The organism is Mycobacterium sp. NGS51 (assembly GCF_059812525.1).
Genome location: NZ_JCALCV010000023.1, coordinates 35,314 through 61,822, shown reverse-complemented (window position 1 = coordinate 61,822; position 26,509 = coordinate 35,314). Strand labels below are relative to the sequence as shown.

Here is a 26,509-nt window from a genome sequence, read left to right as displayed (position 1 = left end):
GGTGGTTGGGCTGGTCAGCCGTTCAGCATCTTGTTGACCCGCTTGGTGTCGTGGCCCGACACGGCGGTGCGCCCTTCCAGGCGGCGGGTGCGAGTGGACGGCTTGTGCTCGAGCAGATGCCGGCGATTTGCTTTCTGACGCAGGATCTTCCCGGTACCGGTACGCCGGAACCGCTTGGAAGCCCCGCTGTGGGTCTTGGCCTTGGGCATGTGTCCTCAGTTCTGCTGTCAGTTCGATGGAGTTTCGGCGTCGTCACCGTGTGTGGGGCCGGCGGGCTCGCCGGCCTGCTGCGCCGCCCTGGCGCGAGTCTTCGCGCCGCGGTGCGGTGCCAGCACCATGGTCATGTTGCGTCCGTCCTGCTTGGCCGACGTCTCGACGAACCCGTAGTCGGCGACGTCGGCGCCCAGCCGTTGCAGCAGCCGGTAACCCAACTCGGGGCGCGACTGCTCACGTCCGCGGAACATGATGGTGACCTTGACCTTCGACCCGGCCTCCAGGAATCGGACGACGTGGCCCTTCTTGGTTTCATAGTCGTGATCGTCGATCTTGGGTCGCAGCTTCTGTTCCTTGACGACGGTCTGCTGCTGGTTCTTGCGAGACTCGCGCGCCTTCTGCGCCGCCTCGTATTTGAACTTGCCGTAGTCCATGATCTTGCAGACCGGCGGTCTGGCGTTCGGTGCGACTTCGACGAGGTCGAGATCGGCGTCGGCGGCGACGCGCAGTGCATCTTCGATACGCACGATGCCTACCTGCTCCCCTCCCGGGCCGATTAAACGGACTTCAGGTACGCGAATGCGCTCGTTGACGCGGGTCTCAGTGCTGATGGGGCCTCCTGGGCTCGATGGATATAGCTTTCCGGCAGCGGCCGGCCGGTGTCGGAGATCCAGCGGTAGAAATACCACGCCACCAGCGAAAAAGCCCTGCGTAAGCAGGGCCCGTGCCGACCGGTCGCGGATCGAGCCGCCTGCGTCGCTCGCAGAACAGGCACCCTCGGGATGCCGGTGACCGGACCGTTAAGCCGGTCTGGCCAACGGTGGGAGTGGGACTCCACTTGCTGTCCCTGGCCTTCGCCGGGACGGTCGCGCAGGCAAGTCTAGCAGTGCTGATGCGACAGCCGGTCATCCGGCAGCCGCGTACTCAGGCGATTCGCGGTCTGAGGGCATATCCTCGCGGTCTGTGACACTTGTTGCGCCCCGCTCCGGGCGCCTTTCTGCCTCGCGCTATCACTGGGTTCCTGCCGCAGCCGGGTGGACCGTCGGGGTTATCGCGACGTTGTCGCTGCTGGCCAGTGTGTCGCCGTTGGTCCGCTGGGTCATCAAAGTGCCGCGAGAATTCATCAACGACTATCTGTTCAACTTCCCCGACACCAGTTTCGCCTGGTCGTTCGTGTTGGCGCTGCTTGCGGCGGCTCTGACCGCACGCAAACGTATCGCCTGGTGGATCCTGGTCGGAAATCTGCTGGTTGCCGCCGCAATCAACGGCCTGGAACTGGCGCAGGGCGGCGATAGCGCGCTGAAGGTGTTCGGCGAGAGCCTCGGGCTTGCGCTGCATGTGGCGGCAGTCGTAGTTCTGGTGCTGGCCTATCGCGAATTTTGGGCCAAAGTTCGGCGCGGGGCGCTATACAAGTCGGCCGCGGCGCTCATCGCGGGGTGGGTGCTCGGGATTGCGCTGTCGTGGGGACTGGTCGAGTTGTTTCCGGGGTCGCTGCACCGCGGCGACCGGCTCCTCTATGTAGCGGACCGAGTGGTCGGCTTTGCGCTGGCCGGGCAGGCGTCGTTTGCGGGGAAACCACATCTTTTCCTCAATGATCTGTTCGGCCTCTTGGGCGCACTCGCACTGATCGTGGCAGCGATCGTGCTGTTTCAGTCCCAACGCGCCGAGAGCGCGCTGACCGGCGAGGACGAATCGGCCATCCGCGGGCTGCTGGAACTGTACGGAAACAACGATTCGCTGGGCTATTTCGCCACGCGCCGCGACAAGTCGGTGATCTTCGCGCCCAGCGGTCGCGCCGCGATCACCTACCGCGTCGAGGTCGGCGTCTGCCTGGCCAGCGGCGACCCGGTGGGCGACCCGAAGGCATGGCCACAAGCCATTGGCGCGTGGCTGCAGCTCTGCCAGGCCTACGGGTGGGCCCCCGGGGTCATGGGCGCCAGTTCTCAAGGGGCTAAAGCTTTTCGGGAAGCGGGACTCAACGCTCTGGAATTGGGTGACGAAGCCATCCTGCATACCGCGGAATTCAAGTTGTCCGGCCCCGATATGCGCGCAGTGCGCCAAGCGGTGACCCGGGCCCGCCGGGCGGGGTTGTCGGTCCGCATCCGCCGGCACCGCGACATCGCAGGCGACGAAATGGCACAGTTGATCACCCGCGCGGATGCGTGGCGCGACACCGAGACCGAGCGAGGGTTTTCGATGGCGCTGGGTCGTCTCGGTGACCCCGCCGACGGCGATTGCCTGTTGGTCGAGGCGCTGCATGGCGACAGCGACGTAGTGGCGATGCTGTCGTTGGTGCCCTGGGGGCAAACCGGAGTCTCGCTGGACCTGATGCGTCGTTCACCGCAATCACCCAACGGCACCATCGAACTCATGGTCAGCGACCTTACGCTGAATGCCGAACGCCTTGGCATCAACCGTATTTCGCTGAACTTTGCGATGTTCCGTTCGGCGTTCGAGCAGGGCGCTCAGCTCGGCGCCGGCCCGGTGGCCCGGTTGTGGCGGGGCTTACTGGTGTTTTTCTCACGCTGGTGGCAGTTGGAGACGCTGTATCGCTCGAACATGAAATACCAGCCGCAGTGGCTACCCCGATACGCCTGCTACGAAGACGCCCGGCTGATTCCGCGGGTGGGTGTCGCGTCGGTGATCGCCGAGGGTTTTCTGGTGCTGCCGTTTTCTCGCCGCAACGAGCAGCACACCGGCCATCGTCCGTCGGTGCCGTCGGTGCTGGTGGAAACCGGGCTGTTGCATCACGATGGCCGGGCTCCCGACGTCTCTGGCTTTCAGCACGCCGAGGTCTCCGAAACCGAGGACCGTCAAACCCGCCTGCCCGAGCAGATGCGGGTCCGGTTGGCGAAGCTGAAGAAGCTGCAACACAGCGGGATTGATGCTTATCCCGTCGGGCATCCGCCAACTCACCCGATCATGCAGGCACTGGACAGCGTCGACGAGGCGACCGTTTCGGTGGCCGGACGTGTGCTGCGGATCCGTGACTTCGGCGGCGTGCTGTTCGCCCAGCTGCGCGACTGGTCGGGGGAAATGCAGCTGCTGCTGGATAATTCGGTCCTCGAGCAGAGCCGCACTGCGGATTTCACCAGGGCCATCGACCTGGGCGACCTTGTCGAGGTTACCGGCCACCTGGGGCTCAGCAGGACCGGCACTCGGTCGCTGATCGTCACCAGTTGGCGGTTGATCGGTAAATGTCTGCGACCACTGCCGAACAAGTGGACGGGGCTTGCCGACCCGGAAGCCCGAGTCCGCACCCGCTACGTCGACCTGGCGATCAACTCTGAATCGCGTCAGCTCATCACGGCGCGCAGCAGCGTGCTGCGCTCGATTCGGGAGACATTGACAGCCAAGGGGTTTCTCGAAGTCGAAACCCCGATTCTGCAGCAGATCCACGGCGGCGCGACTGCCCGACCGTTCGTCACCCATATCAACGCATACGACCTTGACCTCTACCTGCGCATCGCGCCGGAGCTGTACCTCAAGCGGCTGTGCGTCGGCGGTGTGGAGCGAGTGTTCGAGCTGGGCCGGGCGTTTCGCAACGAGGGCGTGGACTTCAGCCATAACCCGGAGTTCACCTTGTTGGAGGCCTACCAGGCGCACGCCGACTACTTGGTGTGGGTCGACGGATGCCGGGAACTGATTCAGAACGCCGCCGCAGCCGCCAACGATGTGCCGGTGGTGATGCGACCGCGATCCGACGATGCCGACGGCAACCTGGAACCGGTCGACATCTCCGGTGTGTGGCCGGTGAAGACCGTGCATGACGCGGTGTCGGAGGCACTCGGTGAGCAAGTCGACAGCGGAACGGATCTGGCCACACTGCGCAAACTGTGTGATGCCATCGGCATCCCCTACCGCCCCCGCTGGGATGCGGGCGCGGTGGTGCTGGAACTCTACGAGCAGCTAGTCGAGGCACGTACCGAACTGCCGACGTTCTACACGGATTTTCCGACGTCGGTGTCACCGTTGACCCGGCCGCATCGCACTGAACCAGGGGTCGCGGAGCGTTGGGATCTGGTGGCGTGGGGCGTCGAGCTGGGGACCGCCTACAGCGAGTTGACCGATCCGCTGGAGCAGCGGCGTCGGTTGCGGGCGCAGTCTCTGCTGGCCGCCGGCGGAGACCCGGAGGCGATGGAGCTCGACGAGGATTTCCTGCAGGCGATGGAGTATGCGATGCCGCCCACCGGGGGCCTGGGGATGGGTGTTGACCGGGTGGTCATGCTCGTCACCGGCCGTAGCATCCGCGAGACGTTGCCCTTCCCGCTGGCTAAACCGCGTTGATTTCGGCGCGTTTCACAGCCGGCGCTCAGAATCGCAGATCAGAATAGGTCCTGTGTCTGCATCGACGGCGATTGTGGCCGCGCCGCTGCTGGTGGGCCACCACACTTCGCTGATGCATGGCTGGGTTCCGATCACTGTGCAAGCCGTGGCCGCGGTCGTCTTGGTCCTCGCGGTCGGGTGGCGGTCGCGTCGTTGGCGGCTGGTATGGCTTCCGGTCGCGGCTGCGGTGGGAATTGCGGTGACGTGTTGGGCGTACTGGCAGATCGCCGACGACGGCCTGGCCGGCGAACCGGCGCCCCGCACGCTGTGGATGTGGATTGCGTTGACCGGTGTCGCCGCCGCCGTGCTGCTATTGGGCTGGCCGGGCGCGCGCTGGTGGCGACGAGCCGCGTCGGTAGTGGCCGTGCCGCTGTGCCTGGCCAGCTCCGCACTGGCGCTCAACGAGTGGGTCGGGTATTTCCCCACGGTGCAGACGGCCTGGAACCAGCTCACCGCCGGTCCGCTGCCAGACCAGACCGACGCTGCCACCGTTACCGCGATGGCCGGCAAGGGCGTCCGGCCGCCGCGCGGCAGCGTGGTCCAAGTGACAATTCCCGCCGACGCGTCACATTTCAAGCATCGCGGCGAGCTGGTGTATCTGCCGCCGGCCTGGTTCGCTTCCAACCCTCCCCCGCGATTGCCGGCCGTGATGATGGTCGGCGGCGAATTCAACACTCCGGCCGATTGGCTACGAGCCGGCAATGCGGTCAAGACGATCGACGACTTCGCCGCCGCCCACGACGGCAACGCGCCGGTGCTGGTGTTCGTCGACTCCGGCGGGGCATTCAACAACGACACCGAATGCGTCAACGGCAGCCGCGGCAATGCCGCTGATCATCTCACTAAAGATGTTGTGCCATACATGGTTTCACGCTTCGGAGTCAGCCCTGAGCGGTCCAACTGGGGCGTCGTGGGCTGGTCGATGGGCGGCACGTGCGCGGTGGACCTGACGGTGATGCACCCGGACATGTTCAGCGCCTTCGTCGATATCGCCGGGGACCTCGCCCCGAACTCGGGCACCAAGGCGCAAACGATTGCCAGACTGTTCGGCGGCAGCGCCCAGGCCTGGGCCGCCTTCGACCCGACCACCGTGATCACCAGACATGGACGCTACAGCGGGGTCTCGGGCTGGTTCGCGATCAACTCGGCCGGTCCGCAGACGTCGCACACCGTCACGGTGGCCGACACCGGCACCACAGGCACCGACCACCGAGGCGGCACGGCCAAACTCAGCGACACCGCTGCGGCCGCTGATTCGCTCTGCACGCTCGGGCGGGCCCACGGCATCGACTGCGCGGTCGTCGCTCAGCCGGGCAAGCACGATTGGCCGTTCGCCGGCCGGGTATTCACTGCGGCCCTGCCATGGCTGGCCGGCCAACTCGGCACGCCGGGGGTGCCGCGCAGCGCGTTGCCGGCCCCGCCGGGGCCACCCACTGGCGGCAGATAACCTCGCTTGATGCCATCGATCGCGCGCACCCGCCGCGCGATATTCGCGCGGCACTCCAATCCGTGGAGCGCATGGACCCGCTGGGCAAGCACACCGCTGCTCTTGCTGCCGGTCTGGACACGCAAGTGGAGCCACGCCGCAGCGGTCGGGCTGTGGTTCGCAATCAACCCGGTGGTGTTCCCGGAACCGGTCGACAAGAGCAATTGGGCCACCCGCGCCATGCTGGGCGAGGAGCTGTGGATCACCCGGCGGCCCAACGACAGCGCCGCCGTCGTGAGCGCCGCGACGTCTGCTGCCACCGTCGTTGCGATCGTCGCCGCGCGTCGCCGCCGGATCGCCGCAATGGCAGCGGCAACCGTGGTCGCGATGGCGCTGACGATGGTGTACTGGCAGCAGATGGTGCGCTACCTCGATCGCGGCAGGTAACCTGGCGCCATGCCCGACCCGGAATACGATGACGCCGGTGCGCCGACGTTCGATTCGGTCCGCGAGAAGATCGAAGCTCGCTACCAAACGTCCCTCGGCGCAGCCGAACTCGACGCGGAAAGCGCAGCAGGCCGCACCGTCGACGAACAGTACCGGGAACGGCAGCAGGCGGCTGCTGACCGACTGGCCGAAATCCGCGCATCGATGCGCAAGGATACCCACTGAGTGGTCCGGTCATTCACCAGCGGTGAGCGGCGGAACCGCTTAGCGCGCAGACATTTTCTGTCGAGCACCGATTCCGCATCGATTACCGCGATCGCCGCCGGACTGGTGGGACTGCATGCCACCGACCCCGCGACGCCGTATCTGTCGCTGTGGGCCCGAAAGCCGGGCTTCATCATCGACGAGCTCGACGCGCAGCTGTACCGGAAGCGTTCTATGGTCAAACATCTGGCGATGCGTCGCACGCTGTGGCTGGTGAACGCCGGGGACCTGGCGACGGTCCAGCCGGCAGCCAGTGAGCGGGTCGCGGCCAACGAACGTCGTCGACTGATCGCAGATGTGCAAAAGGCCGGTGTCGCAACCGACGGCGAACGCTGGCTGGATAGGGCGGGCGCTGCGGTGCTGCGTTATCTGGACGAGCACCAACACGCCAGTAGCGCCGAACTGCGGGCAGCGCTGCCAGAGCTGGCCGGAACCCATGATCCAGCACCCGGAAAGCGTTGGGGCGGGCCGGTTCCGCTGGCTCCTCGGGTGCTGACGGTGCTGTCCGCCCGTGGCGATATCGTGCGCGGTCCCAACGACGGCACGTGGACCACGTCGCGTCCGCGATGGACAAGCACCGCCCGTTGGGTCGGCGAGCCGGGCCAGCCGGTACCCGTTGATGCTGCGCGCGCCGAACTGACCCGACGGTGGCTGCGCACATTCGGGCCCGCTACCGTCGAGGACATCAAGTGGTGGTTCGGCATCACATTGACCGCGGTGCGCAAGTCGCTGGGCGAGATTGGTGCGGTGGCTGTCGACTTGGATGGCACGCCGGGATACGGGCTGGCCGACGATCTCGAGCCGGAACCCGATGTCGAACCGTGGGGTGCGCTGCTGCCCGGGCTCGACGCCACCACCATGGGTTGGTATCAACGCGGTTGGTATCTGGGCGACCACCGCGGCCAGGTGTTCGACACGAATGGCAACGCCGGCCCCACCGCGTGGTGGAACGGACGTGTGGTCGGGGGCTGGTGCCAGGACGCCGACGCCCGCGTCCGGCTGCAACTGCTCGAAGACCCCGGTGCTGATGGGCGGCGCGCCCTGCAGCAACGGGCCGATGAGCTCACCGGATGGCTCAACGGGGTGCGGGTCAGCCCGCGGTTCCCGTCGCCATTGTCCAAGGCGGCTAACGGGACTGGCCGCTAGGCGCTGACCCGGCGCCGCCGTCGTGGCGCTGGAGTGGCCGGCACACCGAGTGTCTCGGCCAAAAACTTGCCGGTATAGCTCTCCGGCACCGCGGCGATGTCCTCGGGCGTTCCCTCGGCCACGACGGTGCCACCCTCGGCGCCGCCCTCCGGCCCCATGTCGATGATCCAGTCCGACGTCTTGATCACGTCAAGGTTGTGCTCGATGACGATGACCGTATTGCCTTTGTCGACAAGGCCGTTGATCACGCCCAGCAGTTTGCGGATGTCGTCGAAGTGCAGACCGGTGGTGGGCTCGTCGAGGATGTAGACGGTGCGCCCGGTGGAGCGCTTCTGCAACTCGGAGGCTAGCTTCACCCGCTGCGCCTCGCCGCCGGACAAGGTCGGTGCGGGTTGGCCCAAGCGCACATAGCCGAGACCGACGTCGACCAGCGTGCGCAGGTAACGGTGAATGCCGGTGATCGGCTCGAAGAAGCCGCACGCCTCCTCGATGGACATGTCCAGCACTTCGGAGATGGTCTTGCCCTTGTAATGCACTTCGAGTGTTTCCCGGTTGTAGCGGGCACCCTGGCACACCTCGCACGGCACGTAGACGTCGGGCAGGAAGTTCATCTCGATCTTGATGGTGCCGTCGCCCGAACACGCTTCGCAGCGGCCGCCTTTGACGTTGAACGAGAACCGCCCGGGTTGGTAGCCGCGGACTTTGGCTTCGGTGGTGGCGGCGAACAGGGTGCGGATCTTGTCGAAGACCCCGGTGTAGGTCGCCGGATTGGAGCGCGGTGTGCGCCCGATCGGCGACTGGTCGACGCGCACCAGCTTGTCGACGTGGTCGAGCCCGGTGACCCGAGTGTGCCGGCCCGGAACCTGCCGTGCGCCGTTGAGCTTGTTGGCCAGCACCGCGGCCAGGATGTCGTTCACCAGCGTCGACTTCCCGGAACCGGAAACTCCGGTCACCGAAGTGAGCACGCCGAGTGGGAAGGCCACGTCGATCTCGCGCAAGTTGTGCTCGCGCGCACCGACGACCGTCAGCCGCCGCCGCTTGTCTACGGGACGCCGGATCGCCGGCGCCTCAATGCTTTCCGCTCCGGACAAGTAGGCGCCGGTGATCGACTTCTTGTTGCGCAGCAGCTGGTCGTAGGTCCCGCTGTGCACAATCTGGCCGCCGTGCTCACCGGCCGCCGGTCCGATGTCGACGATCCAGTCGGCATGCGCGATGGTGTCCTGGTCGTGTTCGACCACGATCAGCGTGTTACCCAAAGCCCGTAACCGGGTGAGGGTTTCGATGAGCCGGCGGTTGTCGCGCTGATGCAGCCCGATCGACGGCTCGTCGAGCACGTACAGCACCCCCACCAGCCCGGAGCCGATCTGGGTGGCCAGCCGGATGCGTTGCGCCTCACCGCCGGACAGCGTCGCCGCCGCCCGCGACAGCGACAGGTATTCCAAACCGACGTCGAGCAGAAAGCCCAGCCGCGACTGGATCTCCTTGAGCACCTGCCCCGCGATGGCTTGCTCACGCTGACCCAGCGTGAGCGCGTTCAAGAAGTCCGCGCAGTCGGAGATGGACAGTTCGCAGACCTCGGCGATGGATTTCTTGCCGCGACCCCCCGCCGCCAGCGTGACCGCCAGAATTTCCGGCTTCAGCCGCGTGCCGTCGCACTCCGGGCACGGGATGTCGCGCATGAAGCCCTCGTAGCGCTCCTTCATCATCTCGGACTCGGTCTGGTCCATCTTCCGCTGCAGGAACGCGAGCACGCCTTCGAAGTCGGCGTAATAGGAGCGGGTGCGACCGTAGCGGTTGCGGTAGCGCACGTGCACCTGCTCGTCGCAGCCTTCCAGAATCGCCTTGCGCGCCTTGGCCGGTAGCTTTCGCCACGGGGTGTCGACGTCGAAGCCCATGGTGTCGCCGAGGCCGGCCATCATCCGGGTGAAGTACTCCGCGGTGTGGCCCATCGACCACGGCGCCACTGCGCCCTCGGCCAGCGTGAGTTCGGGGTCGGGCACCACCAGGTCGGGGTCGACCTCCTTGCGGATGCCCAGCCCGCTGCACTCCGGGCAGGCGCCGTAGGGCGAGTTGAACGAGAACGACCGCGGCTCCAGGTCGTCGACGGCCAGCGAATGCCCGTTGGGGCACGCCAGCTTCTCGGAGAACCGCTGCTCGCGGTTGTGGGCGTCGTGTTCGTGATCGACAAACTCCAGTACCACGATGCCGTCGGCCAGGTTCAGCGCGGTCTCCACCGAATCGGTGAGCCGCTGCTTGGCGCTGGCTTTGACGGTGAGGCGGTCCACCACCACCTCGATGTCGTGCTTCTCCTGCTTCTTCAGCTTCGGTGGCTCGGTCAGCGGGTGCACCACACCGTCGACTCGGACCCGGCTGTAGCCCTGGGAGTTGAGCTTTTCGAACAGGTCGACGAACTCGCCCTTGCGGGTGCGCACCACCGGGGCCAGCACCTGAAAGCGCGTGCCCTCGGGCATCGCCAGCACCTGGTCGACGATTTGCTGCGGGGTTTGGCGGGCGATCCGCTCGCCGCAGACCGGGCAGTGCGGGGTGCCGGCGCGGGCGTAGAGCAGCCGCAGGTAGTCGTACACCTCGGTGATCGTGCCGACTGTCGACCGCGGGTTGCGGTTGGTCGACTTCTGGTCGATGGACACCGCCGGTGACAGGCCTTCGATGAAGTCGACGTCGGGTTTGTCCATCTGGCCCAGGAACTGACGCGCATAGGCCGACAGCGACTCCACATAGCGCCGCTGCCCCTCGGCGAAGATCGTGTCGAACGCCAGCGAAGACTTTCCCGAACCGGACAGGCCGGTGAAGACGATCAATGCGTCGCGCGGCAAATCAAGATCAACACTGCGCAGATTGTGTTCACGCGCACCCTTGACGATCAGGCGGTCAGCCAACGCATTCCTTTCCAAACGAGTCATCACACACGTCGTTTCCATGCTATGTGCCGGTACCGACAAGCAACTCCCGACCAGTACCGTGACCGGTATGACCACCCTCGACGACAACTACACCGGGCACGTCGAGCCGGGCTCCGCCGCCCGCCGCACCCTGCCGGGCGCGACGATCGTCAAGGCGTCAGTCGGCCCCATGGACAACAACGCTTACCTGGTGACGTGTTCCGAGACCGGGGAAACGCTGCTGATCGACGCTGCCAACGACGCCGAGATCCTGATCGACCTGGTGCGACGCTACGCCCCGAAGGTGTCGCTGATCGTGACCAGCCACCAGCACTTCGACCACTGGCAGGCGCTGACTGCCCTGGCCGAAGCCACCGGCGCCGCGACCGCCGCACACCAGATCGACGCCGATCCGCTGCCGGTCAAGCCGGACCGTCTCCTCGACGGCGGCGACACCGTGCAGATCGGCAAGCTGAGCTTCGACGTCATCCATCTGCGTGGCCACACCCCGGGCTCGATCGCGTTGGCGCTCGGCGGACCCGCGGCCGGCGATGCCACCCAGCTGTTCACCGGCGACTGCCTGTTTCCGGGCGGAGTCGGCAAGACCTGGCAGCCCGGCGACTTCAGCCAGCTGCTCGACGACGTGACTACCCGGGTGTTCGACGTCTACGACGACGCGACGGTCGTCTATCCCGGCCATGGCGATGACACGACGCTCGGCGCCGAGCGGCCCAACCTCGCCGAGTGGCGCGAGCGCGGCTGGTAAAAGCACCGCGAAACGCGCTGCACCGCCTACACTCTGGCGAGATGAGGGTGGGCATCGACTTCGGCACAACGCACACGGTCGCGGCGGTCGTCGACCGGGGGAACTACCCCGTGGCGTCCTTCGACGGCGTGGACACCTGGCCGTCGGTCATCGCCGCCAACGAGTCGGGCGAACTGCGCTTCGGCCTGGACGCCGCCGCGGTGCGCCACGAACCGGGCTGGTCGCTGCTGCGGTCGTTCAAACGGCTGCTCAACGACGCCGGGCCGGGGACAACGGTGCAACTGGCCGGTCACAGTCACCGGCTGGCCGACCTGTTCGCGGGATTGCTCGCCCAGTTCAAGAGCGATCTGCAACAACGCTCCAACGTCGACCTGGCCCCCGGTGAGCGAATCGAGGCCGCGGTCAGCGTGCCGGCCAACGCGTCGAGCGCCCAACGGTTTTTGACCTTGGACGCCTTCGCGCAAGCCGGTTTCGAGGTCATCGCTCTGCTCAACGAGCCATCGGCGGCGGGGTTCGAGTATGCGCACCGGTATCGCTCCACGATCAGCGCCAAACGCGAGTATGTGCTGATCTACGACTTGGGCGGCGGCACGTTCGACGCGTCGCTGTTGAGGTTGACCGGTCGGCTCAACGAGGTCGTCACCAGCGAAGGCATCCAGCGCCTAGGCGGCGACGACTTCGACGAGGCGATTCTCAAGCTGGTTCGTCACGGCGCGAAACTCCCCAAACTCGACGCCGCCGCGCAGGGTCTGCTGCTCGAGGAGTGCGCGGCTCGCAAGGAAGCCGTCGGCCCCAACACCCGCCGCTTTTTGGTCGACCTCGACGCGCTCGGCGAGCCGCCGTTCTCGTGTCCGATCGACGATGTCTATACGGCCTGTTCACCGCTTGTCGCGAAGACCCTCGACGTCCTCGGGCACGTGCTGCACGACGCGGAGTGGTCCGAGGTGGCGGGCATCTACGTGGTGGGCGGAGCCGGCAGCTTCCCGCTGATCGCCCGGATGCTGCGCGCCGACCGTAATGAGAAGTTCGACGAGAAACGCGTCAAACGCTCACCGCACCCCTTCGCCGCGACGGCGATCGGGCTGGCGGTCTTCCTTGACAGGGAAGCGGGATTCGCGCTCTCCGAACGGCTTTCGCGACATTTCGGCGTCTTCCGGGAGGCACATGCGGGTGCGGACGTCAGCTTCGACCCGATCGTGCCCAAGGGCGTGCAACTGCCCACCGACGGCCAGCCTCCCCTGGTCGTCACGCGAAGCTACCGGGCAGCGCACAACATCGGGCATTTCCGGTTCGTGGAATGCAGTCGGCTACGCGACGGCCGTCCGGACGGCGACGTGATGCCCTACGACTCGGTCTTCTTCCCGTTCGACCCGGACCTGCACGACGATCAGGACCTTGGACACCGGCCGGTGCGCCGGCGCGATGACGGGCCCGACGTCGAGGAGCGCTACATCGTCACCCCGGGCGGAGCTGTCGAGGTCACCCTGACGACGCAACCGGGCCGGCTGACACGAACCTTCCGGCTGGCGCGGCACGCCCTCGCCAGCGCGTGAGCTTCCGTCGCCTGCGGGGGTGCGCGGCGGCGTTTCTTCTCGGCGCACTGCCGGCGCTCGCGTTTCCGGCGCCGTCCTGGTGGTGGCTGGCCTGGTTCGGGGTGGTTCCGTTGCTGCTCGTCGTGCGGGCCGCACCGACTCCGGCCGGCGGCGCGGTACGGGCGTGGTGCGGCCTGGCCGGGTATGTGCTGGCCACGCAGTACTGGCTGCTGCCGAGCACCGGTCCGCTGCTGGTGCTGCTGGCCGCCGGGCTCGGTGCGTTGTGGCTGCCGTGGGGCTGGGCCGCCCACCGGCTCTTGTCAACGGCGGCCACGATGCCTCGACTGCTGGCGGCCATGGTCGTATTGCCCAGCGCCTGGGTGGCGGCCGAGGCGGTGCGGTCGTGGCCCGCTCTGGGCGGCCCGTGGGCCGCGCTGGGTGCGTCGCAGTGGAACCAGCCCGTCACGTTGGCGTCGGCCTCGCTCGGCGGGATGTGGCTGACCGGCTTTTTGGTGGTCGCGGTCAATACCGGCATCGCCGCGGCGATTGTGTGCCCGCGGCGCGCCATCCCAGTGGTCGCAGCGGCGCTGGTGTGTGCGGGTGTTGGGCCGGCCAGCTTCGTGCTCGAAGCGCCGACAGCGGCCAGCCCGACGGCCCGGGTGGCGCTGGTGCAGCCGGGCGTCATCGACGACTCGACCGCCCGTGCGGCAGCCAGTGTGGCGCTCACTCGCACGCTGGTAGGTCAACGGCCGGATGTGGTCGTTTGGGGCGAAAGCAGCGTCGGATCCGATCCCGCCAACCACCCGGACACCATGCACGAGCTGACGGACCTGTCCCGGCAGGTGGGGGCGGACCTGCTCGTCAACGTCGACGCCCGCGCGCCGGCCGGCGGCATCTACAAGTCGTCGGTGCTGATCGGGCCGCACGGGACGCTGGGCGTCTACCGCAAAACCCGGCTGGTGCCGTTCGGCGAATACGTGCCGCTGCGTCCGCTGCTGGGGAAGATCACCGGGCACACCAAGGCCGCGGGCGAGGACCGGCGCCGCGGCAGCGACCAGGTGGTGCTGCGCACCGGTGGGCTGGCACTCGGGCCGCTGATCAGTTACGAGGCAGCGTTTCCGGATCTACCCCGCCGCGAGGTACAGCTCGGAGCGCAGTTGTTGGTCTACCAGACTGCGACCTCGACGTTTCAAGGGAGTTGGGCCCAACCGCAGTTGGCCGCGATGGTCGCGGTACGCGCCGCCGAAGTCGGCCGCCCGGCGGTACACGCCGGATTGTCGGGCGACAGCGCCGCATTCGACGCGCGCGGGCGCAAACTTGCCTGGTGCCCCTCGAGCTACCGCGGCGCGGTGGTTGTCAGTGTTCCGCTCGGCTCGCGCAACACCGCCTACCAGCGGCTGGGTGATTGGGTTCTGGTGCTGGCCTTCGGCGTCGTCGCCGGCACCGGCGTGCTGGCTGTGGTGCGGTCTCGCCGGCACTGAGCCGGTTCAGTGGCGCAGCAATGCGCGCGCCTCCGCCGACCCGTCCAGCGCCCGCGTCGTGCGCTTGACGATCTGCCAGCCCGACACCGCCCGTCGCAGCGTGATGCGGTTGGCTCCGGCCCGCCACACCCGGTAGCCGCTGCCGTCATCGCTGCGACGAATCAGAATCGACTCACACACCGCGACGGCGTCATCGCCGTCGACGTCGACGTGGACCGGGCCCAGGAAGTGTGCCGAACCCCCACGAATCAGTCCTTGGTGCGCCGACGAGCGCACCATGTCGGCGACGTCGGCGCGGCTGCGCATGTGCCAGCCTTCGACGTCGTATTCGCCGTCCTCGGCCCATAAGCCGGCCACCGCATCGGCATCACCGGCATCGACCAATGGCCCGTAGGACGCCAGCAGACGGCTGATCGCCAGCTCGTCTTCGACCCGGCGCAGCCGTTGCTCCAGCGCGGCGAGCCGCTCTTCCGGACCGGTCATTTCCGCATCAGCCGCTGCATCGTTCGGTGCGCGCCGAGCACCGCCGCGGCCCGGTCGGGATCATTGCGCATGACCACGATCTCCTCGTTTCCGCTGACCACGTGCACCGGTCCGCGCGCCAGCCACTCCAGCCCCTCGCGCGCGACGTCGGCCGGGTCGGCAACGGCCATGCCGGGAACATCGAAATTCAGGCCCACCCGTTCCATCGCCGGCGTTCGGGTCACACCCAGCACCAGCTCCAGCACGTCGACACCGTGGTCGCGAAGCTCCAGCCAGAGCCCTTCGGCGAAAACGCGTCCGAATGCCTTGACGCCGCCATAGACGGTATGCCGTATCGATCCCAGGTAGCCGGCGAGCGATCCGATCAACACGATGCCGCCCCGACGGCGGGCCCGCATGGGCTGCCCGTAGTGGTGAATGAGCGCTAGCGGCATGGAGAGATTGAGATCGATGACGCGCTGGAACTCCGCCAGGTCGCCGTCGAGAAACTCGCGGCTGTGCGTGTTGGCGCCGGCGTTGAGGATCAACAACCCGACGTCGAGTCCCGCGGTTGCCTCGGCGACGCGGGCGCTGGCGGCGGTGTCACTGAGGTCGGCCGAGACGGTGCGGACCTCGTGGCCGTACTGCCGACAGCGCTCGGCGGTCTCGGTCAACGGATCGGGCTTGCGGGCAACCAACACCAGGTTCAGACCCGCTTCGGCAAGCAGCCGGGCGAATTCGGCGCCGACGCCTTCCGAACCACCCGCGATGACCGCCCACGGCCCGTACTTGGCGGAATCGATCACGAACGCAGGATGCAACTCACGTGGTGGTGTGCACGATCAAGACGTCGACCTTGGCCCGACGCGAGACGTTGGCCGGCACCGAGCCCAGCAGCCGACCGGCAATCGTGTTCAAGCCGACGTTGCCGACCACCAACAGGTCGGCTTGGACCTCCTCGGCGAGGCCGACCAGCGCGTCGACCGGGGCGCCGACCACAGACCGCTCCTCGATATTCTGCGCGCCCGCGGCGCTCGCCCGATCCTTGGCCTCGCGCAGGATCGAATAGATCGGGGCGCTGCCCGACACCTTGTAGCTTTCGTCCTTCAAGACGTCGGCGGCACGCGGGTCGTCGTGCTGGGGCAGGTAGGCCGTCGCGATGATCAATTGCGCGTTCGCCCCGGCGGCGATGGTGCCCGCCCGGTCGACCGCGCGCAGCGACGAGTCCGAGCCGTCGGTTCCTACCACCACGGTCCGATAGGCGCTCATTTACCCTCCCAGGTGTCGGTTGCTACGCCAACCCAAGACAGTATCGCTTCGCCGGATGCAGATGGTTGATTTGCGACACACCGAATAGGCAGCGCCACGGGCGTGCGGTCGACGCTGTGAGCGTCACTGTAATCGACGGACGCCCAGTGCGGATGAAATTCCTTGCCCGGCAATGCGGTTGTCGAGGCGCTCCAGCCGGGGTAATCCCCTTCTCCAAAGGAGCCTTACAGTGACAGACATCATGGCTGTACCGCTACTCGACGAGCCTGCGACCGCGATCGCCTGCACGGGCCGGCCGAGCGCCGGCAATTCCGCTTCGCCCAGCTCATCATGTCAGTGCCCTGATAAGTAAGCCGTTGCACCGTAAGCGTTTTCGTATCCGCACTGATCTGGGACTGCGTGGATCCGCGGTGGCCTACCGGTTCCGGGAGAGCCTATTCCTGTTGCCCGTCGTCCTGGTGATCGGCGGAATCGGCCTGGCCCTCGTCACCGGGGCGGTCGACAACGCCCTGGGCGCAGAGACGCGCGTTCCGTGGACGATCGCAATGGACATCGACGTCGCCACCTGGCTGTTGAGCACTATCGCCGGCGCGACGATTACCACCGCGGGCGTCATCTTCTCGCTGACCATCGTGAGCCTGCAGCTGGCGAGTTCACAGCTGTCGCCCCGAGTGATGCGGTCGTTCATCCGGGACCGGCTCAGCCAGGTCGTCATCGGACTGCTGGTGGCGACGTTCGTGTACTGCGTTCTCACCCTGCCGCGCATCAACGGTCATGCGATGGAGCTGGCACCGCGGGTGTCGGTGACCGTCGCCGTCGGGGTCGTTGCGAGTCACCTCGCGCGTCGACGGTTGGGTGAGCCGAATCGACACTGACCGGCTGCTGGCCGCGGTGCCCGAGCGGACGACGGTGCGGCTCGACACGGTCGGTAGTCTGCTTCGCCGACTGCTCGTCGCCCCTCCGTTAGCTCGGGCGATATCCGGGCCGGGGGACCGAATTCTGTTGCGGCCGTGGGAACTTGACCCCGAGGAGTACATCGCCCACGGTTTCGACCAACTGCGCCACGTCGCCCCGACGCAGCCGCTGGTCGCAGCGACGATCCTTCGCGTATTGCGGATGCTGATCGTGCACGTCGAACATGCCGGCCGACCGGAACTGGTGCCGGCATTGCACAAGCAAATCGACATGCTGCTTGGGTCGCTGGAGAAAACTCCGGGGCTTCATCCCGACGACCTGGCTCGATTACATGCCATTGGTGCCGACACCACCGACCCGGCCGATCACAGCCACCGGCGCTTAACGCCTTAGCGATGCTCGCCGTGACGGGGCCCGAACAGTCCGGCGGGAAACACGTCGGCGGCTTGGACTGCCGCACGGATCACTGTGGCGAAGCTGACCAGTTGGTCAGCCTGGTCGGCGGTCATCGTCCGCCACGGCGCGTACCCCAACTCGTCGGTGAGATCTTCGATGCGGGACCGCAGCTCGGTGCCGTCCGGCGCCAGTTCGCCGGTACTGCCCAGGATGCCTCGTGACGTCAGGTCCTGCGCCGCGGCGTTCCATTGATCCATGCTCCACCCGCGCATCCGCCGCGCGTAGTCGGCGTTGAAGCCGATTCCCGTTGCAGTGTGGGTGATCAACGCTTCCAAGCCACTGAGGCCGTTGGACACCAACGCGGCGATATGCCCGTCGCCGCGGTATTCACGCAACAATGTGATCGCGTGCCACAACTGGGCGACCGGGCTCTCGGGCCACGGCAGCTCGGCGTGGCCGGCGTACAGCGGCCGGCCGTCGGCGTTGGGGATCGCTTCCGCGACGCCTCGCAGCAATGCCGCCGCACGCCCCAATTCCGCAGACTGCGTGAGCTTCTCACCGAGCACCCGCGGCAGTGCCGTCGCGACGATCTCGTAGCGCACCCGGGTCACCGTCGCCGGCGACGCCAGTTCCCAGGCGGCCGGAATGGCGCTGGAGACCAATTGTGGGTTGAAGTTATAGAACGTGGCCGCAACGACATTCGCCGAAACCGCGCCCATCGGCGCAGACCGGCCGGCGAAATAGTGCGTCCGGAAATCCATGCCCAGCTCGCCGAACTTCTCGTTGGCCTCGGGCAGGAAGTAGACGACAGAGTGCAATGCGTCCAGCGAGCGGGTCAGCCGTCCGGCGGCGAAGGCGTCCACGCTGCTGAGACTAGCCCGGCGCCGCCGCGGTGCAGCGGTGTCCCCGGGTGGCCCGATAGGCGGCCAGTACACCGACCGCGGCCAGCACCGCAAACACGGCGAACAGCCAGCGCGCCGCCATGACGGCGCCGCCTTCGGTGCTGTTGACCACCACGCCGGCCAGCCCCGCACCGAATGCCCCGGAAATCAGCTGAACGGTGTTGATGGCCGCGGCTGCGGCGGGACCCTCGGCCGGGTCGTCGACGCAGTCCATTGCCCAGGCCGACAAGTGCGGCCACGCCACCCCGATTCCGCTTCCGGTGATCAGCAGCGCTAACGCCCACAGCGCGACGACGCCGACCGGGGCGTTGTCGACCTGGCTGATCGCGCCCAACGCCAAGCCGATGGCCGTGATCAGGGGGGCAGCCGCAACCACGCGGGCAATCACCCGGGCGCCTTTCAGCGAGGCGCTGACGATCTCGCTGACCGTCCAGCCGACGGCCAGCGCCGCGCCCAGAAATCCGGCCACCACCGGAATCAGGTGGGCCAGTCGTTGACCGAACAACGGCACGTACATGTCGACCATCGCCGCCCCCATCAGCAGCGCCATGGTCACGTAGATCCATTTCAGCGGACCCGATCCGAACGCGCTGCGGGGCAACACCGCGGCGGCCATCCGCCGGTCGACCACCACGAACCCCGCGACCAGCAGCACGCTGATCGTGAGCAACGCGACGGTGGCGACGTTGTTGTTGTGCGGGACTTCCGCGACGCTGATCGCCAGCGCCGCCGCACCGAGCAGCAGCAGCGACCACACCGGCACCCTGAGCGCCGGGGAGCGCTCGCTCTGGTCGACCCGGCGCGCTGATAACACGACGGGGACCAGCACACCCATCGCCGCGGTCAACACCGCCACCGTGCCGAATGCCCAGCGCCACTGGCCGAATTGGGCGAAGATGCCGCCCACCGCCGGGCCGACTACCGTCGCGACTCCCCACATCGCGGAGACCAGCGCCGAAGCGCGGGTCCACAGCACCCGCGGCAGTGCCGAGTTGATGACCGCATAACCCAGTCCGGCCAGCAGCCCGCCCGCCGCGCCCTGCACGGTGCGCCCCGCCAGCAGAATTTCCATGGTCGGCGCCGTCGCGCACATCAGGCTGCCGATCCCGAAAACCACCACGCCCAACAGATACGACGTGCGGGCGCCGAACCGCTGCAGCGAGGCGTAGACCGTGGTGGCGGCGACCACCGAACCCACCAGGTACAGCGTGGTCACCCAGGCGTACAGCCGTTCGCCGCCGATGTCGGCGACCGTGCTGGGCAGCAGGCTGATCGTCAGGAACTCGTTGGTGGCGCACAGCGCCACTCCACCGGCCAGCAGCGTCGAGGTCCCCAGATATCTGCGGCCGAGTAGCGCCCGCCAGCTGCCGGCGGTCTCGATGACGGGTGAGCTCACTTCAGACCGGCAGCATCCATACCGCGCAGTTCTTTCTTCAGGTCGGCAATCTCGTCGCGGAACCGCGCGGCCAGCTCGAACTGCAGGTCGCGGGCTGCGGCCATCATCTGTGCGGTGAGGTCTTTGATCAGGTCGGCCAGCTCGGCGCGCGGCATGTTGGTCGTGTCGCGGCCTTCGAACACGCCGCCGCTGACCGCCCGCCCCGGTGCGCCCTGGGCGCGCCGCCCTCGCGACGCATTGCGGCCCGAGCCGCCGATCTCGACGGTGTCAGAGTCGTCGGCCTCGCGGTAGACCTGGTCGAGAATGTCGGCGATCTTCTTGCGCAGCGGCTGCGGATCAATGCCGTTGGCCTCGTTGTAGGCGATCTGCTTGGCGCGCCGCCGTTCGGTCTCGTCGATGGCCTCTTTCATCGAATCGGTCATCGTGTCGGCGTACATGTGCACCTCGCCGGACACGTTGCGGGCGGCGCGGCCGATGGTCTGGATCAGGCTTCGCGACGAACGCAGGAAGCCCTCCTTGTCGGCGTCGAGGATCGACACCAGCGACACCTCCGGCAGGTCGAGACCCTCACGCAGCAGGTTGATGCCGACCAGCACGTCGTAGTCGCCCAGCCGCAGCTGGCGCAGCAACTCGACTCGGCGCAGCGTGTCGACCTCGGAGTGCAGGTAGCGCACCCGGATGCCCATCTCCAGCAGATAGTCGGTGAGGTCTTCGGCCATCTTCTTGGTCAGCGTCGTCACCAGCACCCGCTGGTCGGCCTCGGTGCGCTTGCGGATCTCGCCGATCAGGTCGTCGATCTGACCCTTGGTCGGTTTGACCACGACCTTCGGGTCGACCAGACCGGTGGGCCGGATCACCTGTTCGACGAACTCCCCGCCGGACTGGCTGAGCTCATAGGGGCCCGGGGTAGCCGACAAATACACCGTTTGCCCTATCCGCGATGCGAACTCTTCCCAGGTCAGCGGGCGGTTGTCGACGGCCGACGGCAACCGGAAACCGTAATCGACCAGATTGCGTTTCCGCGAAATGTCGCCCTCGTACATGCCGCCGATCTGCGGCACGGTCACGTGCGACTCGTCGATGACCAGCAAGAAGTCCTCGGGGAAGTAGTCGAGCAACGTCGCCGGGGCCGAGCCGGCGGGACGGGCATCGATATGCCGCGAATAGTTCTCGATGCCGGAGCAGAACCCGACTTGGCGCATCATCTCGACGTCGTAGTTAGTGCGCATCCGCAGCCGCTGAGCCTCCAGCAGCTTGCCCTGACCTTCCAGTTCGGCCAGCCGCTCGGCCAGCTCCTCCTCGATGGTGGAGATCGCGTGCGCCATCCGCTCCGGGCCGGCGACATAGTGGGTGGCCGGGAAGATCCGCAGCGAGTCGACCTGGCGAATCACCTCACCGGTCAGCGGGTGCAGGTAGTAGAGCGCCTCGATCTCGTCACCGAAGAACTCGATGCGGACCGCCAGCTCCTCGTAGGACGGAATGATTTCGACGGTGTCGCCGCGCACCCGGAACGAGCCGCGGGTGAAGGACAGATCGTTGCGGGTGTACTGCACGTCCACCAGCAGCCGCAGCAGACCGTCCCGGGGAACCTCGCTGCCCACCTGCAGTTCGACGGAGCGGTCGAGGTAGGACTGCGGTGTGCCCAGACCGTAGATGCACGACACCGAAGCCACCACCACCACGTCGCGCCGCGACAGCAGCGCCGAGGTGGCGGAGTGGCGCAGCCGCTCCACGTCGTCGTTGATCGAGCTGTCCTTCTCAATGTAGGTGTCGGTCTGCGCGATGTAGGCCTCGGGCTGGTAATAATCGTAGTACGACACGAAGTACTCAACAGCGTTGTGCGGCAACATCTCTCGAAGCTCATTGGCCAACTGCGCGGCCAGCGTCTTGTTGGGTGCCATCACCAGGGTGGGCCGCTGCAGCCGTGCGATCAGCCACGCGGTGGTGGCCGACTTGCCGGTGCCGGTGGCGCCGAGCAGTACCACGTCGCGCTCCCCCGACTGGATCCGTCGCTCGAGTTCGTCGATGGCGGCCGGCTGGTCTCCCGCCGGCGCGTGCGGGCTGACCACCTCGAAGTGGCCGCCGACACGCACCAGCCCTTCCACCGCCTCTTCGGCTGGGCGGTACTCCGAGTGCGCGACCACCGGGTGTTCGGTAGCAAAAGCCATATCAAAAGCCTAGAACGAGATGCCGACAGCGATCGTTCCCGCCGCTACAGCCACTGCCCGCCTTCTCCTCATCGCGCTACGCGCTCTGCATCGGCGGCGGGCTACGCTGACTGCTATCCATCCGCCCAAGCACGAGACGTTCGACCTGGTGGCCCGCACCAACACCGACCCAAAGGGCATCGTGCGGGCCGTCGATCGGTACACCGTGTGCCCGTGGGGCCTGTATATGGCGCGGCCCACCCCTGGCCGCGTCCAATTCCATTACCTCGAATCGTGGCTGCTGCCGTCACTGGGCGTGCGTGCCAGTGTCTTCCATTTCAATCCGGGCCACGAACGCGACCACGACTACTACCTGGATATCGGCGAATACTCGCCCGGACCGGTCATCTGGCGGTCCGAAGATCGCTATCTCGACCTGGAGATCCGTACCGGCGTCGCGGTGCAGCTCGCCGACGTCGATGAGCTGCTGGTTGCCGTACGACACAATCTATTGAGTCCCGACGCCGCCGAACAGGCGGTGCGACGCGCCGTGGACGCCGTCGACGGTCTGTCCCGCCATGGCTACGACCTGCAGCGCTGGCTTTCCGCCGAGGGTATGGAGCTCACCTGGCACGGACCGTAGCGCAGGCTGTCGATTCCGGCTACGGCACCTTTGGCTTGATGTCCTCCATCACCCACTGCGCGTAGTCGAGGCAGGCGTTGACGTCCTTCACCGGGGGGATCGGCACCGACGTCGTCGTCACACCCAGTTCGGCGAACCAGCCGAGTTGGTCGATGATCTCCGCGGCGCGCATGCCGGGAAGTTGAGTGGGATCGTCGACGACCGCGTGCCCTTCGCCGATTCGCGAAGTGCCCAGGCCGTAGATCACGTCAAACGGACGCCCGTCGTACGTGGGCTGGGACTTGATGAAGTCGAGGCTGGCAGGAATGTCTTCGGGTTTCGTCAGCCACGGGAACCAGCCGGCGGCGTAGCGTGCCGCACGCTGGAGTGCCGGTTTCGCGTCCCCGCCGATCCAGATCGGTGGATGCGGCTTCTGATACGGCTTCGGCTCGAAGGCCACATCCTTGAAGGAAACGTACTTGCCCTCGAACTTCGGCGAATCGCTCGTCCACAATTCGACGATGGCCGCAAGGTATTCGTCTGCCATGCGTCCCCGCTCGTGGAACGGCACCCCGAGGGCCTTGAATTCTTCAGCATCCCAACCAACGCCGAATGCGGCGGTGATTCGACCGCTGCTCATCCAGTCCGCCGTCGACAACGCCTTCGCCATGATGATGGGATGCTGCAGTGGCAGTACCGTGACCGACGAGCTCAGCCGAATGCGTTGCGTGGCGCCGGCCAGATAGGCCTGCGCAACGGTCGAGTGAAAGTAGTGCGCGCCGGACAAGTCCACATGTGTGTGAGGAACGACGAAGTGCTCCGGAATGACGATCAGATCGTAGCCGAGCTCTTCGGCGCGTTTGGCCATCATTGTCTGATCCGCCCCGGTCACGTCGTGCTCGAAGGGCTGCGTTAGAGCTTTGATCTGCATGGCGTTCGGCATCAGGAATCCAAATCTCATGATGCACCGTACCTTTCGATATCAGCGGCCTGCAGGCCATGAATTGCGTTGAGGACCATGGCTTTACGCACCGACGTTGAACGTCTCCGCTAGCGATGCCCTGGATGCCGGAGCCAGCCGACCGGCTTTGTTGGATGGGATGTGCCCTGCCTCAGCCAGCCAACGAATGGCGTCGCCGAACGTCTCCTCACCCGGACGGAAGCGCAGACCCGACTGCGCCAGAAAGTGGCTCGAGGACGCGGGCGACCACTGGGTAGTGATCGCCATGGCTTCGGCGGAGACTTGCGTTTCGAACGGCATCAGCATCCTGACCCAATCCGCTGTCGCACCGGTCGCGCGCAGCAGCCGCGGTGAAACATGCGGGCTGAAGACGGGCCGGCCCAGCAGCACTTCGAGGCGCTGGTGCAGCTGGTCCCACGGATAGAAGTGGCCTCCCACGATGTAGCGGCCGTTTTCGAAATCGCGCGTGGCCGGATGCTCCAACAGCCAGCGGTGCGCCTGCGCCAGGTCGCGCACGTCGACGGCCTGGAAGCCCGTCGTGGTTCGTGGCAGCATCCGACAAATCCAGCTGGCCACCGCACGATTGGCCGCACTGAGCTTGGGGTCGTCCGGCCCGAGTACGGCGGACGGATAGCTGATCTGCACCGGTACGCCCCGCTGCTGCAACCCGCGCACGTACTCGTCGCTGTCCCGCTTGGATCGCGAGTACGCCTCGCAGACATCGGCCAACGGCATGGACTCGTCGATACGTGGCAGACCCGGATGGAACAGCGCGGCCAGGCTGGAGACGTATACGAGGTTGCCGATGCCCAGTGCGTATGCGGCGCCGAGCACCGCCTTCGTCGCGCCGACGTTGTTGTCGTAGGTCTCCCGGGCTTTGCGGGGGCCGAGCGCCACGGTTGCCGCGGCGTGAAACACGGCGTCGCACCCGGCCATCGCGTGGTGCACCGCCGGCTGGTCGCGGAGGTCGACGGTGACGTAGCGTTCGATTCGGTGTCCGCGGGGCTCGAACCATCCCCGCGCCGCCGGTTCATTGCGCACCAGGAGCCGTAACTCGTGGCCCGCCTGGATCAGGGCCAGAGCGGTGTGGGCGCCAACAAAGCCGGTCGCACCGGTGCAGAAGATCTTCATTCCGCCACCAATCTCACCCGCGCCGACTCGGTCGAATCGCCGCTTGATCACGATGGTGGTGCCGCACCGATGAGCTCGCTAGCGTAGTGCGCTACTCGACCGGATGCGCCGGTGACGAAAACGGGTACTTCCCCGGCATGGACGTCGAGATCACCCACCCGGACCGGGTGCTGTTTCCAGCCGACGGGATCACCAAGCGCGATCTCGTCGACTACTACTGCCAGGTGGCCGACGTGATGCTGCCGCACTTGAGAGACAGACCGTTGACGTTGCAGCGCTTCCCCCGGGGCATCGACGAAAGCGGGTTTGTCCAGCAAGACTTCGCTGACTCGATGCCAGCGTGGATGAGCTCGGCAGAAGTCGCCAAGGAGGGCGGCAGCGTGGTGCACCCGGTGGCCGACCGACCAGAAGCACTGGCATGGCTGGCCAACCAGAACTGCATCACCTTGCACGCGTGGCAGTCGCGGCGGGACCACCTGGATAGGCCGGACCGACTGGTATTCGACTTCGACCCGTCCGGCAATGATTTCGCGGTGGTGCGGGCCACCGCGCGGGCGACCGCCGATGTGCTGGCCGACCTCGGTCTGGCAACCTACGTGCAAACCACCGGATCGCGCGGTCTACATGTCGTCGTGCCATTGCGTGCAGACGCCGACTTCGATGCGGTCCGGCAATTCGCTCGCGTCGTCGCCAACATCGTCGTGGCCGACGATCCGGCGCACCGCACCATCGAGGCCCGCAAGAGTAAGCGCGGCGAGCGGGTCTACCTCGATATCATGCGAAATGCCTACGCACAGACCGCGGTCGCGCCGTACTCGGTGCGGTCCCGTGCGGGTGCGCCAGTGGCGACCCCGGTGGAGTGGGACGAATTGGGTGCTCGGGGCATGCGACCGGACCGGTTCACGCTGCGCGACGTTCCCAAACGGCTGGCAGGGCAACGTGATCCGTGGACCGATATGCGCCGGCATGCCCGTTCGCTGACCGGCCCGATGCGGCGCTTGGCGAAACGCCGTGCCTGAACTGCCCGATGTGGAGGGCTTTCGCCGCGAACTGGCCGGCACGCTGCCCGGCCGTCGGGTGCAACACGTCGAGGTACGCGATTCGGGCGTCCTGCGCAACACCACCGCCCAGGCACTGCAGCGGGCACTGAAAGACCGTCGCTTCGCAGCGCCGCGCCGGCACGGCAAGTGGCTGATCCTGCCCACCGACGGCCCGACGCTGCTAATTCACAGCGGTATGACCGGCCATCCGTACTATGCGCCCGACGGCGCGGCGACGGAAGGCCAAGAGCGACTGGTGGTCTCGTTGGACCGCGGCGAGCTGCGGTACCTCGACCAGCGCAAGCTGCGCGGAGTCTGGTTGGCCGATTGCGAGGACGACGCCGCCGACGTGTTGGGCCCCCTGGGTCCAGACGCCATGAACATCAACCTGCCGGAATTTCGCGCCACATTATCGGGCCGGCGTGGCGGGTTGAAAGCGACACTGTTGGATCAGTCCGTGATCGCCGGTCTCGGCAATCTGCTCGTCGACGAAATCTGCTGGCGTACAAGGCTGCATCCCTCTCGACCGGTTGCTACGCTTGACGCTGACGAGATCAAGCAGCTGCACACCGCCATGCGGCGGGTGCTGCGAACCGCGATACGGCACGGCTGTGTTCCCGGATTGCCGCGGTGGCTGACCGGTGTGCGCGACGAACCGGATCCAAGCTGTCCGCGCTGCGGCACGCGGCTGGTTCGCGGTAAGGTCGGCGGCCGAACGTCACTGTGGTGCCCGCGTTGCCAGCCACGGTAGCTGGCAACGGGTGTCT

Annotated in this window: 24 protein-coding genes; 13 read left to right on the top strand and 11 right to left on the bottom strand. The window is 66.7% G+C overall.

All coding sequences use genetic code 11. The annotated features are described in order from the left end of the window. Positions 1-14: 14 nt before the first annotated feature. Together rpmI and infC are read right to left on the bottom strand one after the other, a co-directional pair. Positions 15-209, bottom strand: coding sequence for a 50S ribosomal protein L35 (rpmI, locus tag AC5Y5W_RS22455; RefSeq protein ID WP_499898714.1), 195 nt, complete (start codon positions 207-209; stop codon positions 15-17). Positions 210-227: 18 nt separating this feature from the next. Next, positions 228-824, bottom strand: coding sequence for a translation initiation factor IF-3 (gene infC / locus AC5Y5W_RS22450; protein ID WP_500013184.1), 597 nt, complete (start codon positions 822-824; stop codon positions 228-230). 352 nt (positions 825-1,176) lie between these two features. Here infC and lysX point away from each other — a divergent pair, with 352 nt between their 5' ends. The 5 genes from lysX to AC5Y5W_RS22425 all read left to right on the top strand — a co-directional run bounded on the left by lysX (position 1,177) and on the right by AC5Y5W_RS22425 (position 7,822). Then, positions 1,177-4,500: a bifunctional lysylphosphatidylglycerol synthetase/lysine--tRNA ligase LysX gene (gene lysX, locus AC5Y5W_RS22445; protein WP_500013140.1), complete on the top strand. Its 3,324-nt coding sequence runs from the start codon at positions 1,177-1,179 to the stop codon at positions 4,498-4,500. Between the two features lie 112 nt (positions 4,501-4,612). Continuing rightward, the gene (locus tag AC5Y5W_RS22440; RefSeq protein WP_500013182.1) at positions 4,613-5,986 is read left to right on the top strand and encodes an alpha/beta hydrolase; all 1,374 of its coding nucleotides are present in this window, start codon (positions 4,613-4,615) and stop codon (positions 5,984-5,986) included. Positions 5,987-5,995: 9 nt separating this feature from the next. Further along, a complete protein-coding gene (locus AC5Y5W_RS22435) occupies positions 5,996-6,412 on the top strand; it encodes a DUF6653 family protein (RefSeq protein WP_500013138.1) in 417 nt (138 codons plus the stop codon). A 9-nt stretch (positions 6,413-6,421) separates the two neighbouring features. Then, on the top strand, positions 6,422-6,637 hold the full coding sequence (locus AC5Y5W_RS22430; protein WP_500013136.1) for a hypothetical protein: 216 nt from the start codon (positions 6,422-6,424) through the stop codon (positions 6,635-6,637). Further along, positions 6,638-7,822 (top strand): winged helix DNA-binding domain-containing protein, encoded by a 1,185-nt coding sequence (locus AC5Y5W_RS22425; RefSeq protein WP_500013134.1) that lies wholly within the window; start codon positions 6,638-6,640, stop codon positions 7,820-7,822. Here AC5Y5W_RS22425 and uvrA read toward each other — a convergent pair. Then, a complete protein-coding gene (gene uvrA / locus AC5Y5W_RS22420) occupies positions 7,819-10,719 on the bottom strand; it encodes an excinuclease ABC subunit UvrA (protein ID WP_500013132.1) in 2,901 nt (966 codons plus the stop codon). The genes AC5Y5W_RS22425 and uvrA overlap by 4 nt on opposite strands. 91 nt (positions 10,720-10,810) lie before the next feature. Here uvrA and AC5Y5W_RS22415 point away from each other — a divergent pair, with 91 nt between their 5' ends. Genes AC5Y5W_RS22415 through lnt form a run of 3 tightly spaced genes read left to right on the top strand, consistent with a single transcriptional unit; the run spans position 10,811 to position 14,501 of the window. Beyond that, a complete protein-coding gene (locus AC5Y5W_RS22415) occupies positions 10,811-11,488 on the top strand; it encodes an MBL fold metallo-hydrolase (protein WP_500013130.1) in 678 nt (225 codons plus the stop codon). 41 nt (positions 11,489-11,529) lie between these two features. Beyond that, positions 11,530-13,041: an Hsp70 family protein gene (locus AC5Y5W_RS22410; protein WP_500013129.1), complete on the top strand. Its 1,512-nt coding sequence runs from the start codon at positions 11,530-11,532 to the stop codon at positions 13,039-13,041. Beyond that, complete coding sequence (gene lnt / locus AC5Y5W_RS22405; RefSeq protein ID WP_500013127.1) at positions 13,038-14,501, top strand: apolipoprotein N-acyltransferase; 1,464 nt, start codon at positions 13,038-13,040, stop codon at positions 14,499-14,501. The genes AC5Y5W_RS22410 and lnt overlap by 4 nt, the downstream gene beginning before the upstream one ends. 6 nt (positions 14,502-14,507) lie before the next feature. Here lnt and AC5Y5W_RS22400 read toward each other — a convergent pair whose 3' ends face one another. The 3 genes from AC5Y5W_RS22400 to AC5Y5W_RS22390 are packed head-to-tail and all read right to left on the bottom strand — an operon-like array spanning position 14,508 to position 16,232. After that, entirely contained in the window at positions 14,508-14,984 is a 477-nt protein-coding gene (locus tag AC5Y5W_RS22400) for a nuclear transport factor 2 family protein (protein WP_500013125.1), read from the bottom strand. Continuing rightward, positions 14,981-15,769 (bottom strand): SDR family NAD(P)-dependent oxidoreductase, encoded by a 789-nt coding sequence (locus AC5Y5W_RS22395; protein ID WP_500013123.1) that lies wholly within the window; start codon positions 15,767-15,769, stop codon positions 14,981-14,983. The genes AC5Y5W_RS22400 and AC5Y5W_RS22395 overlap by 4 nt, the downstream gene beginning before the upstream one ends. 16 nt (positions 15,770-15,785) lie before the next feature. Continuing rightward, a complete protein-coding gene (locus AC5Y5W_RS22390; RefSeq protein ID WP_499890030.1) occupies positions 15,786-16,232 on the bottom strand; it encodes a universal stress protein in 447 nt (148 codons plus the stop codon). A 410-nt stretch (positions 16,233-16,642) separates the two neighbouring features. Here AC5Y5W_RS22390 and AC5Y5W_RS22385 point away from each other — a divergent pair, with 410 nt between their 5' ends. Further along, a complete protein-coding gene (locus AC5Y5W_RS22385) occupies positions 16,643-17,107 on the top strand; it encodes a DUF2254 family protein (protein WP_500013121.1) in 465 nt (154 codons plus the stop codon). Continuing rightward, positions 17,088-17,540 carry a hypothetical protein gene (locus AC5Y5W_RS22380; protein WP_500013119.1) on the top strand — a complete coding sequence of 151 codons (453 nt, stop codon included), beginning with the start codon at positions 17,088-17,090 and terminating at the stop codon, positions 17,538-17,540. Before AC5Y5W_RS22385 ends, AC5Y5W_RS22380 begins: the two co-directional genes overlap by 20 nt. Here AC5Y5W_RS22380 and AC5Y5W_RS22375 read toward each other — a convergent pair. The 3 genes from AC5Y5W_RS22375 to uvrB are packed head-to-tail and all read right to left on the bottom strand — an operon-like array spanning position 17,537 to position 22,009. Then, positions 17,537-18,406: an SCO6745 family protein gene (locus AC5Y5W_RS22375; RefSeq protein WP_500013117.1), complete on the bottom strand. Its 870-nt coding sequence runs from the start codon at positions 18,404-18,406 to the stop codon at positions 17,537-17,539. The genes AC5Y5W_RS22380 and AC5Y5W_RS22375 overlap by 4 nt on opposite strands. Positions 18,407-18,416: 10 nt before the next feature. Beyond that, positions 18,417-19,841: an MFS transporter gene (locus AC5Y5W_RS22370; RefSeq protein ID WP_500013115.1), complete on the bottom strand. Its 1,425-nt coding sequence runs from the start codon at positions 19,839-19,841 to the stop codon at positions 18,417-18,419. Continuing rightward, positions 19,838-22,009 (bottom strand): excinuclease ABC subunit UvrB, encoded by a 2,172-nt coding sequence (uvrB, locus tag AC5Y5W_RS22365; protein WP_500013114.1) that lies wholly within the window; start codon positions 22,007-22,009, stop codon positions 19,838-19,840. Before uvrB ends, AC5Y5W_RS22370 begins: the two co-directional genes overlap by 4 nt. A gap of 181 nt (positions 22,010-22,190) precedes the next feature. Between uvrB and AC5Y5W_RS22360 the strand changes: the two genes are divergently transcribed. Next, positions 22,191-22,631, top strand: coding sequence for a ribonuclease FAU-1 family protein (locus AC5Y5W_RS22360; RefSeq protein ID WP_499899012.1), 441 nt, complete (start codon positions 22,191-22,193; stop codon positions 22,629-22,631). A gap of 19 nt (positions 22,632-22,650) precedes the next feature. Here AC5Y5W_RS22360 and AC5Y5W_RS22355 read toward each other — a convergent pair whose 3' ends face one another. Together AC5Y5W_RS22355 and AC5Y5W_RS22350 are read right to left on the bottom strand one after the other, a co-directional pair. Further along, positions 22,651-23,571 carry a TIGR03619 family F420-dependent LLM class oxidoreductase gene (locus tag AC5Y5W_RS22355; protein ID WP_499898743.1) on the bottom strand — a complete coding sequence of 307 codons (921 nt, stop codon included), beginning with the start codon at positions 23,569-23,571 and terminating at the stop codon, positions 22,651-22,653. Positions 23,572-23,634: 63 nt separating this feature from the next. Continuing rightward, the gene (locus AC5Y5W_RS22350) at positions 23,635-24,702 is read right to left on the bottom strand and encodes an NAD-dependent epimerase/dehydratase family protein (protein ID WP_500013112.1); all 1,068 of its coding nucleotides are present in this window, start codon (positions 24,700-24,702) and stop codon (positions 23,635-23,637) included. A gap of 137 nt (positions 24,703-24,839) precedes the next feature. Between AC5Y5W_RS22350 and ligD the strand changes: the two genes are divergently transcribed. Both ligD and AC5Y5W_RS22340 read left to right on the top strand, forming a co-directional pair. Next, the gene (gene ligD / locus AC5Y5W_RS22345; RefSeq protein ID WP_500013180.1) at positions 24,840-25,721 is read left to right on the top strand and encodes a non-homologous end-joining DNA ligase; all 882 of its coding nucleotides are present in this window, start codon (positions 24,840-24,842) and stop codon (positions 25,719-25,721) included. After that, the gene (locus tag AC5Y5W_RS22340; RefSeq protein WP_500013111.1) at positions 25,714-26,493 is read left to right on the top strand and encodes an Fpg/Nei family DNA glycosylase; all 780 of its coding nucleotides are present in this window, start codon (positions 25,714-25,716) and stop codon (positions 26,491-26,493) included. Before ligD ends, AC5Y5W_RS22340 begins: the two co-directional genes overlap by 8 nt. Positions 26,494-26,509 lie beyond the last annotated feature (16 nt).

Excerpts from the sequence above, each read along its gene's own strand:
- AC5Y5W_RS22415 (WP_500013130.1), top strand. The coding sequence starts at position 10,811 with ATGACCACCCTCGACGACAACTACACCGGGCACGTCGAGCCGGGCTCC.
- AC5Y5W_RS22400 (WP_500013125.1), bottom strand. The coding sequence starts at position 14,984 with ATGACCGGTCCGGAAGAGCGGCTCGCCGCGCTGGAGCAACGGCTGCGC.
- AC5Y5W_RS22410 (WP_500013129.1), top strand. The coding sequence starts at position 11,530 with ATGAGGGTGGGCATCGACTTCGGCACAACGCACACGGTCGCGGCGGTC.
- rpmI (WP_499898714.1), bottom strand. The coding sequence starts at position 209 with ATGCCCAAGGCCAAGACCCACAGCGGGGCTTCCAAGCGGTTCCGGCGT.
- AC5Y5W_RS22355 (WP_499898743.1), bottom strand. The coding sequence starts at position 23,571 with ATGAGATTTGGATTCCTGATGCCGAACGCCATGCAGATCAAAGCTCTA.
- uvrB (WP_500013114.1), bottom strand. The coding sequence starts at position 22,009 with ATGGCTTTTGCTACCGAACACCCGGTGGTCGCGCACTCGGAGTACCGC.
- AC5Y5W_RS22440 (WP_500013182.1), top strand. The coding sequence starts at position 4,613 with ATGCATGGCTGGGTTCCGATCACTGTGCAAGCCGTGGCCGCGGTCGTC.
- AC5Y5W_RS22430 (WP_500013136.1), top strand. The coding sequence starts at position 6,422 with ATGCCCGACCCGGAATACGATGACGCCGGTGCGCCGACGTTCGATTCG.
- ligD (WP_500013180.1), top strand. The coding sequence starts at position 24,840 with ATGGACGTCGAGATCACCCACCCGGACCGGGTGCTGTTTCCAGCCGAC.
- AC5Y5W_RS22435 (WP_500013138.1), top strand. The coding sequence starts at position 5,996 with ATGCCATCGATCGCGCGCACCCGCCGCGCGATATTCGCGCGGCACTCC.
- AC5Y5W_RS22390 (WP_499890030.1), bottom strand. The coding sequence starts at position 16,232 with ATGAGCGCCTATCGGACCGTGGTGGTAGGAACCGACGGCTCGGACTCG.
- AC5Y5W_RS22350 (WP_500013112.1), bottom strand. The coding sequence starts at position 24,702 with ATGAAGATCTTCTGCACCGGTGCGACCGGCTTTGTTGGCGCCCACACC.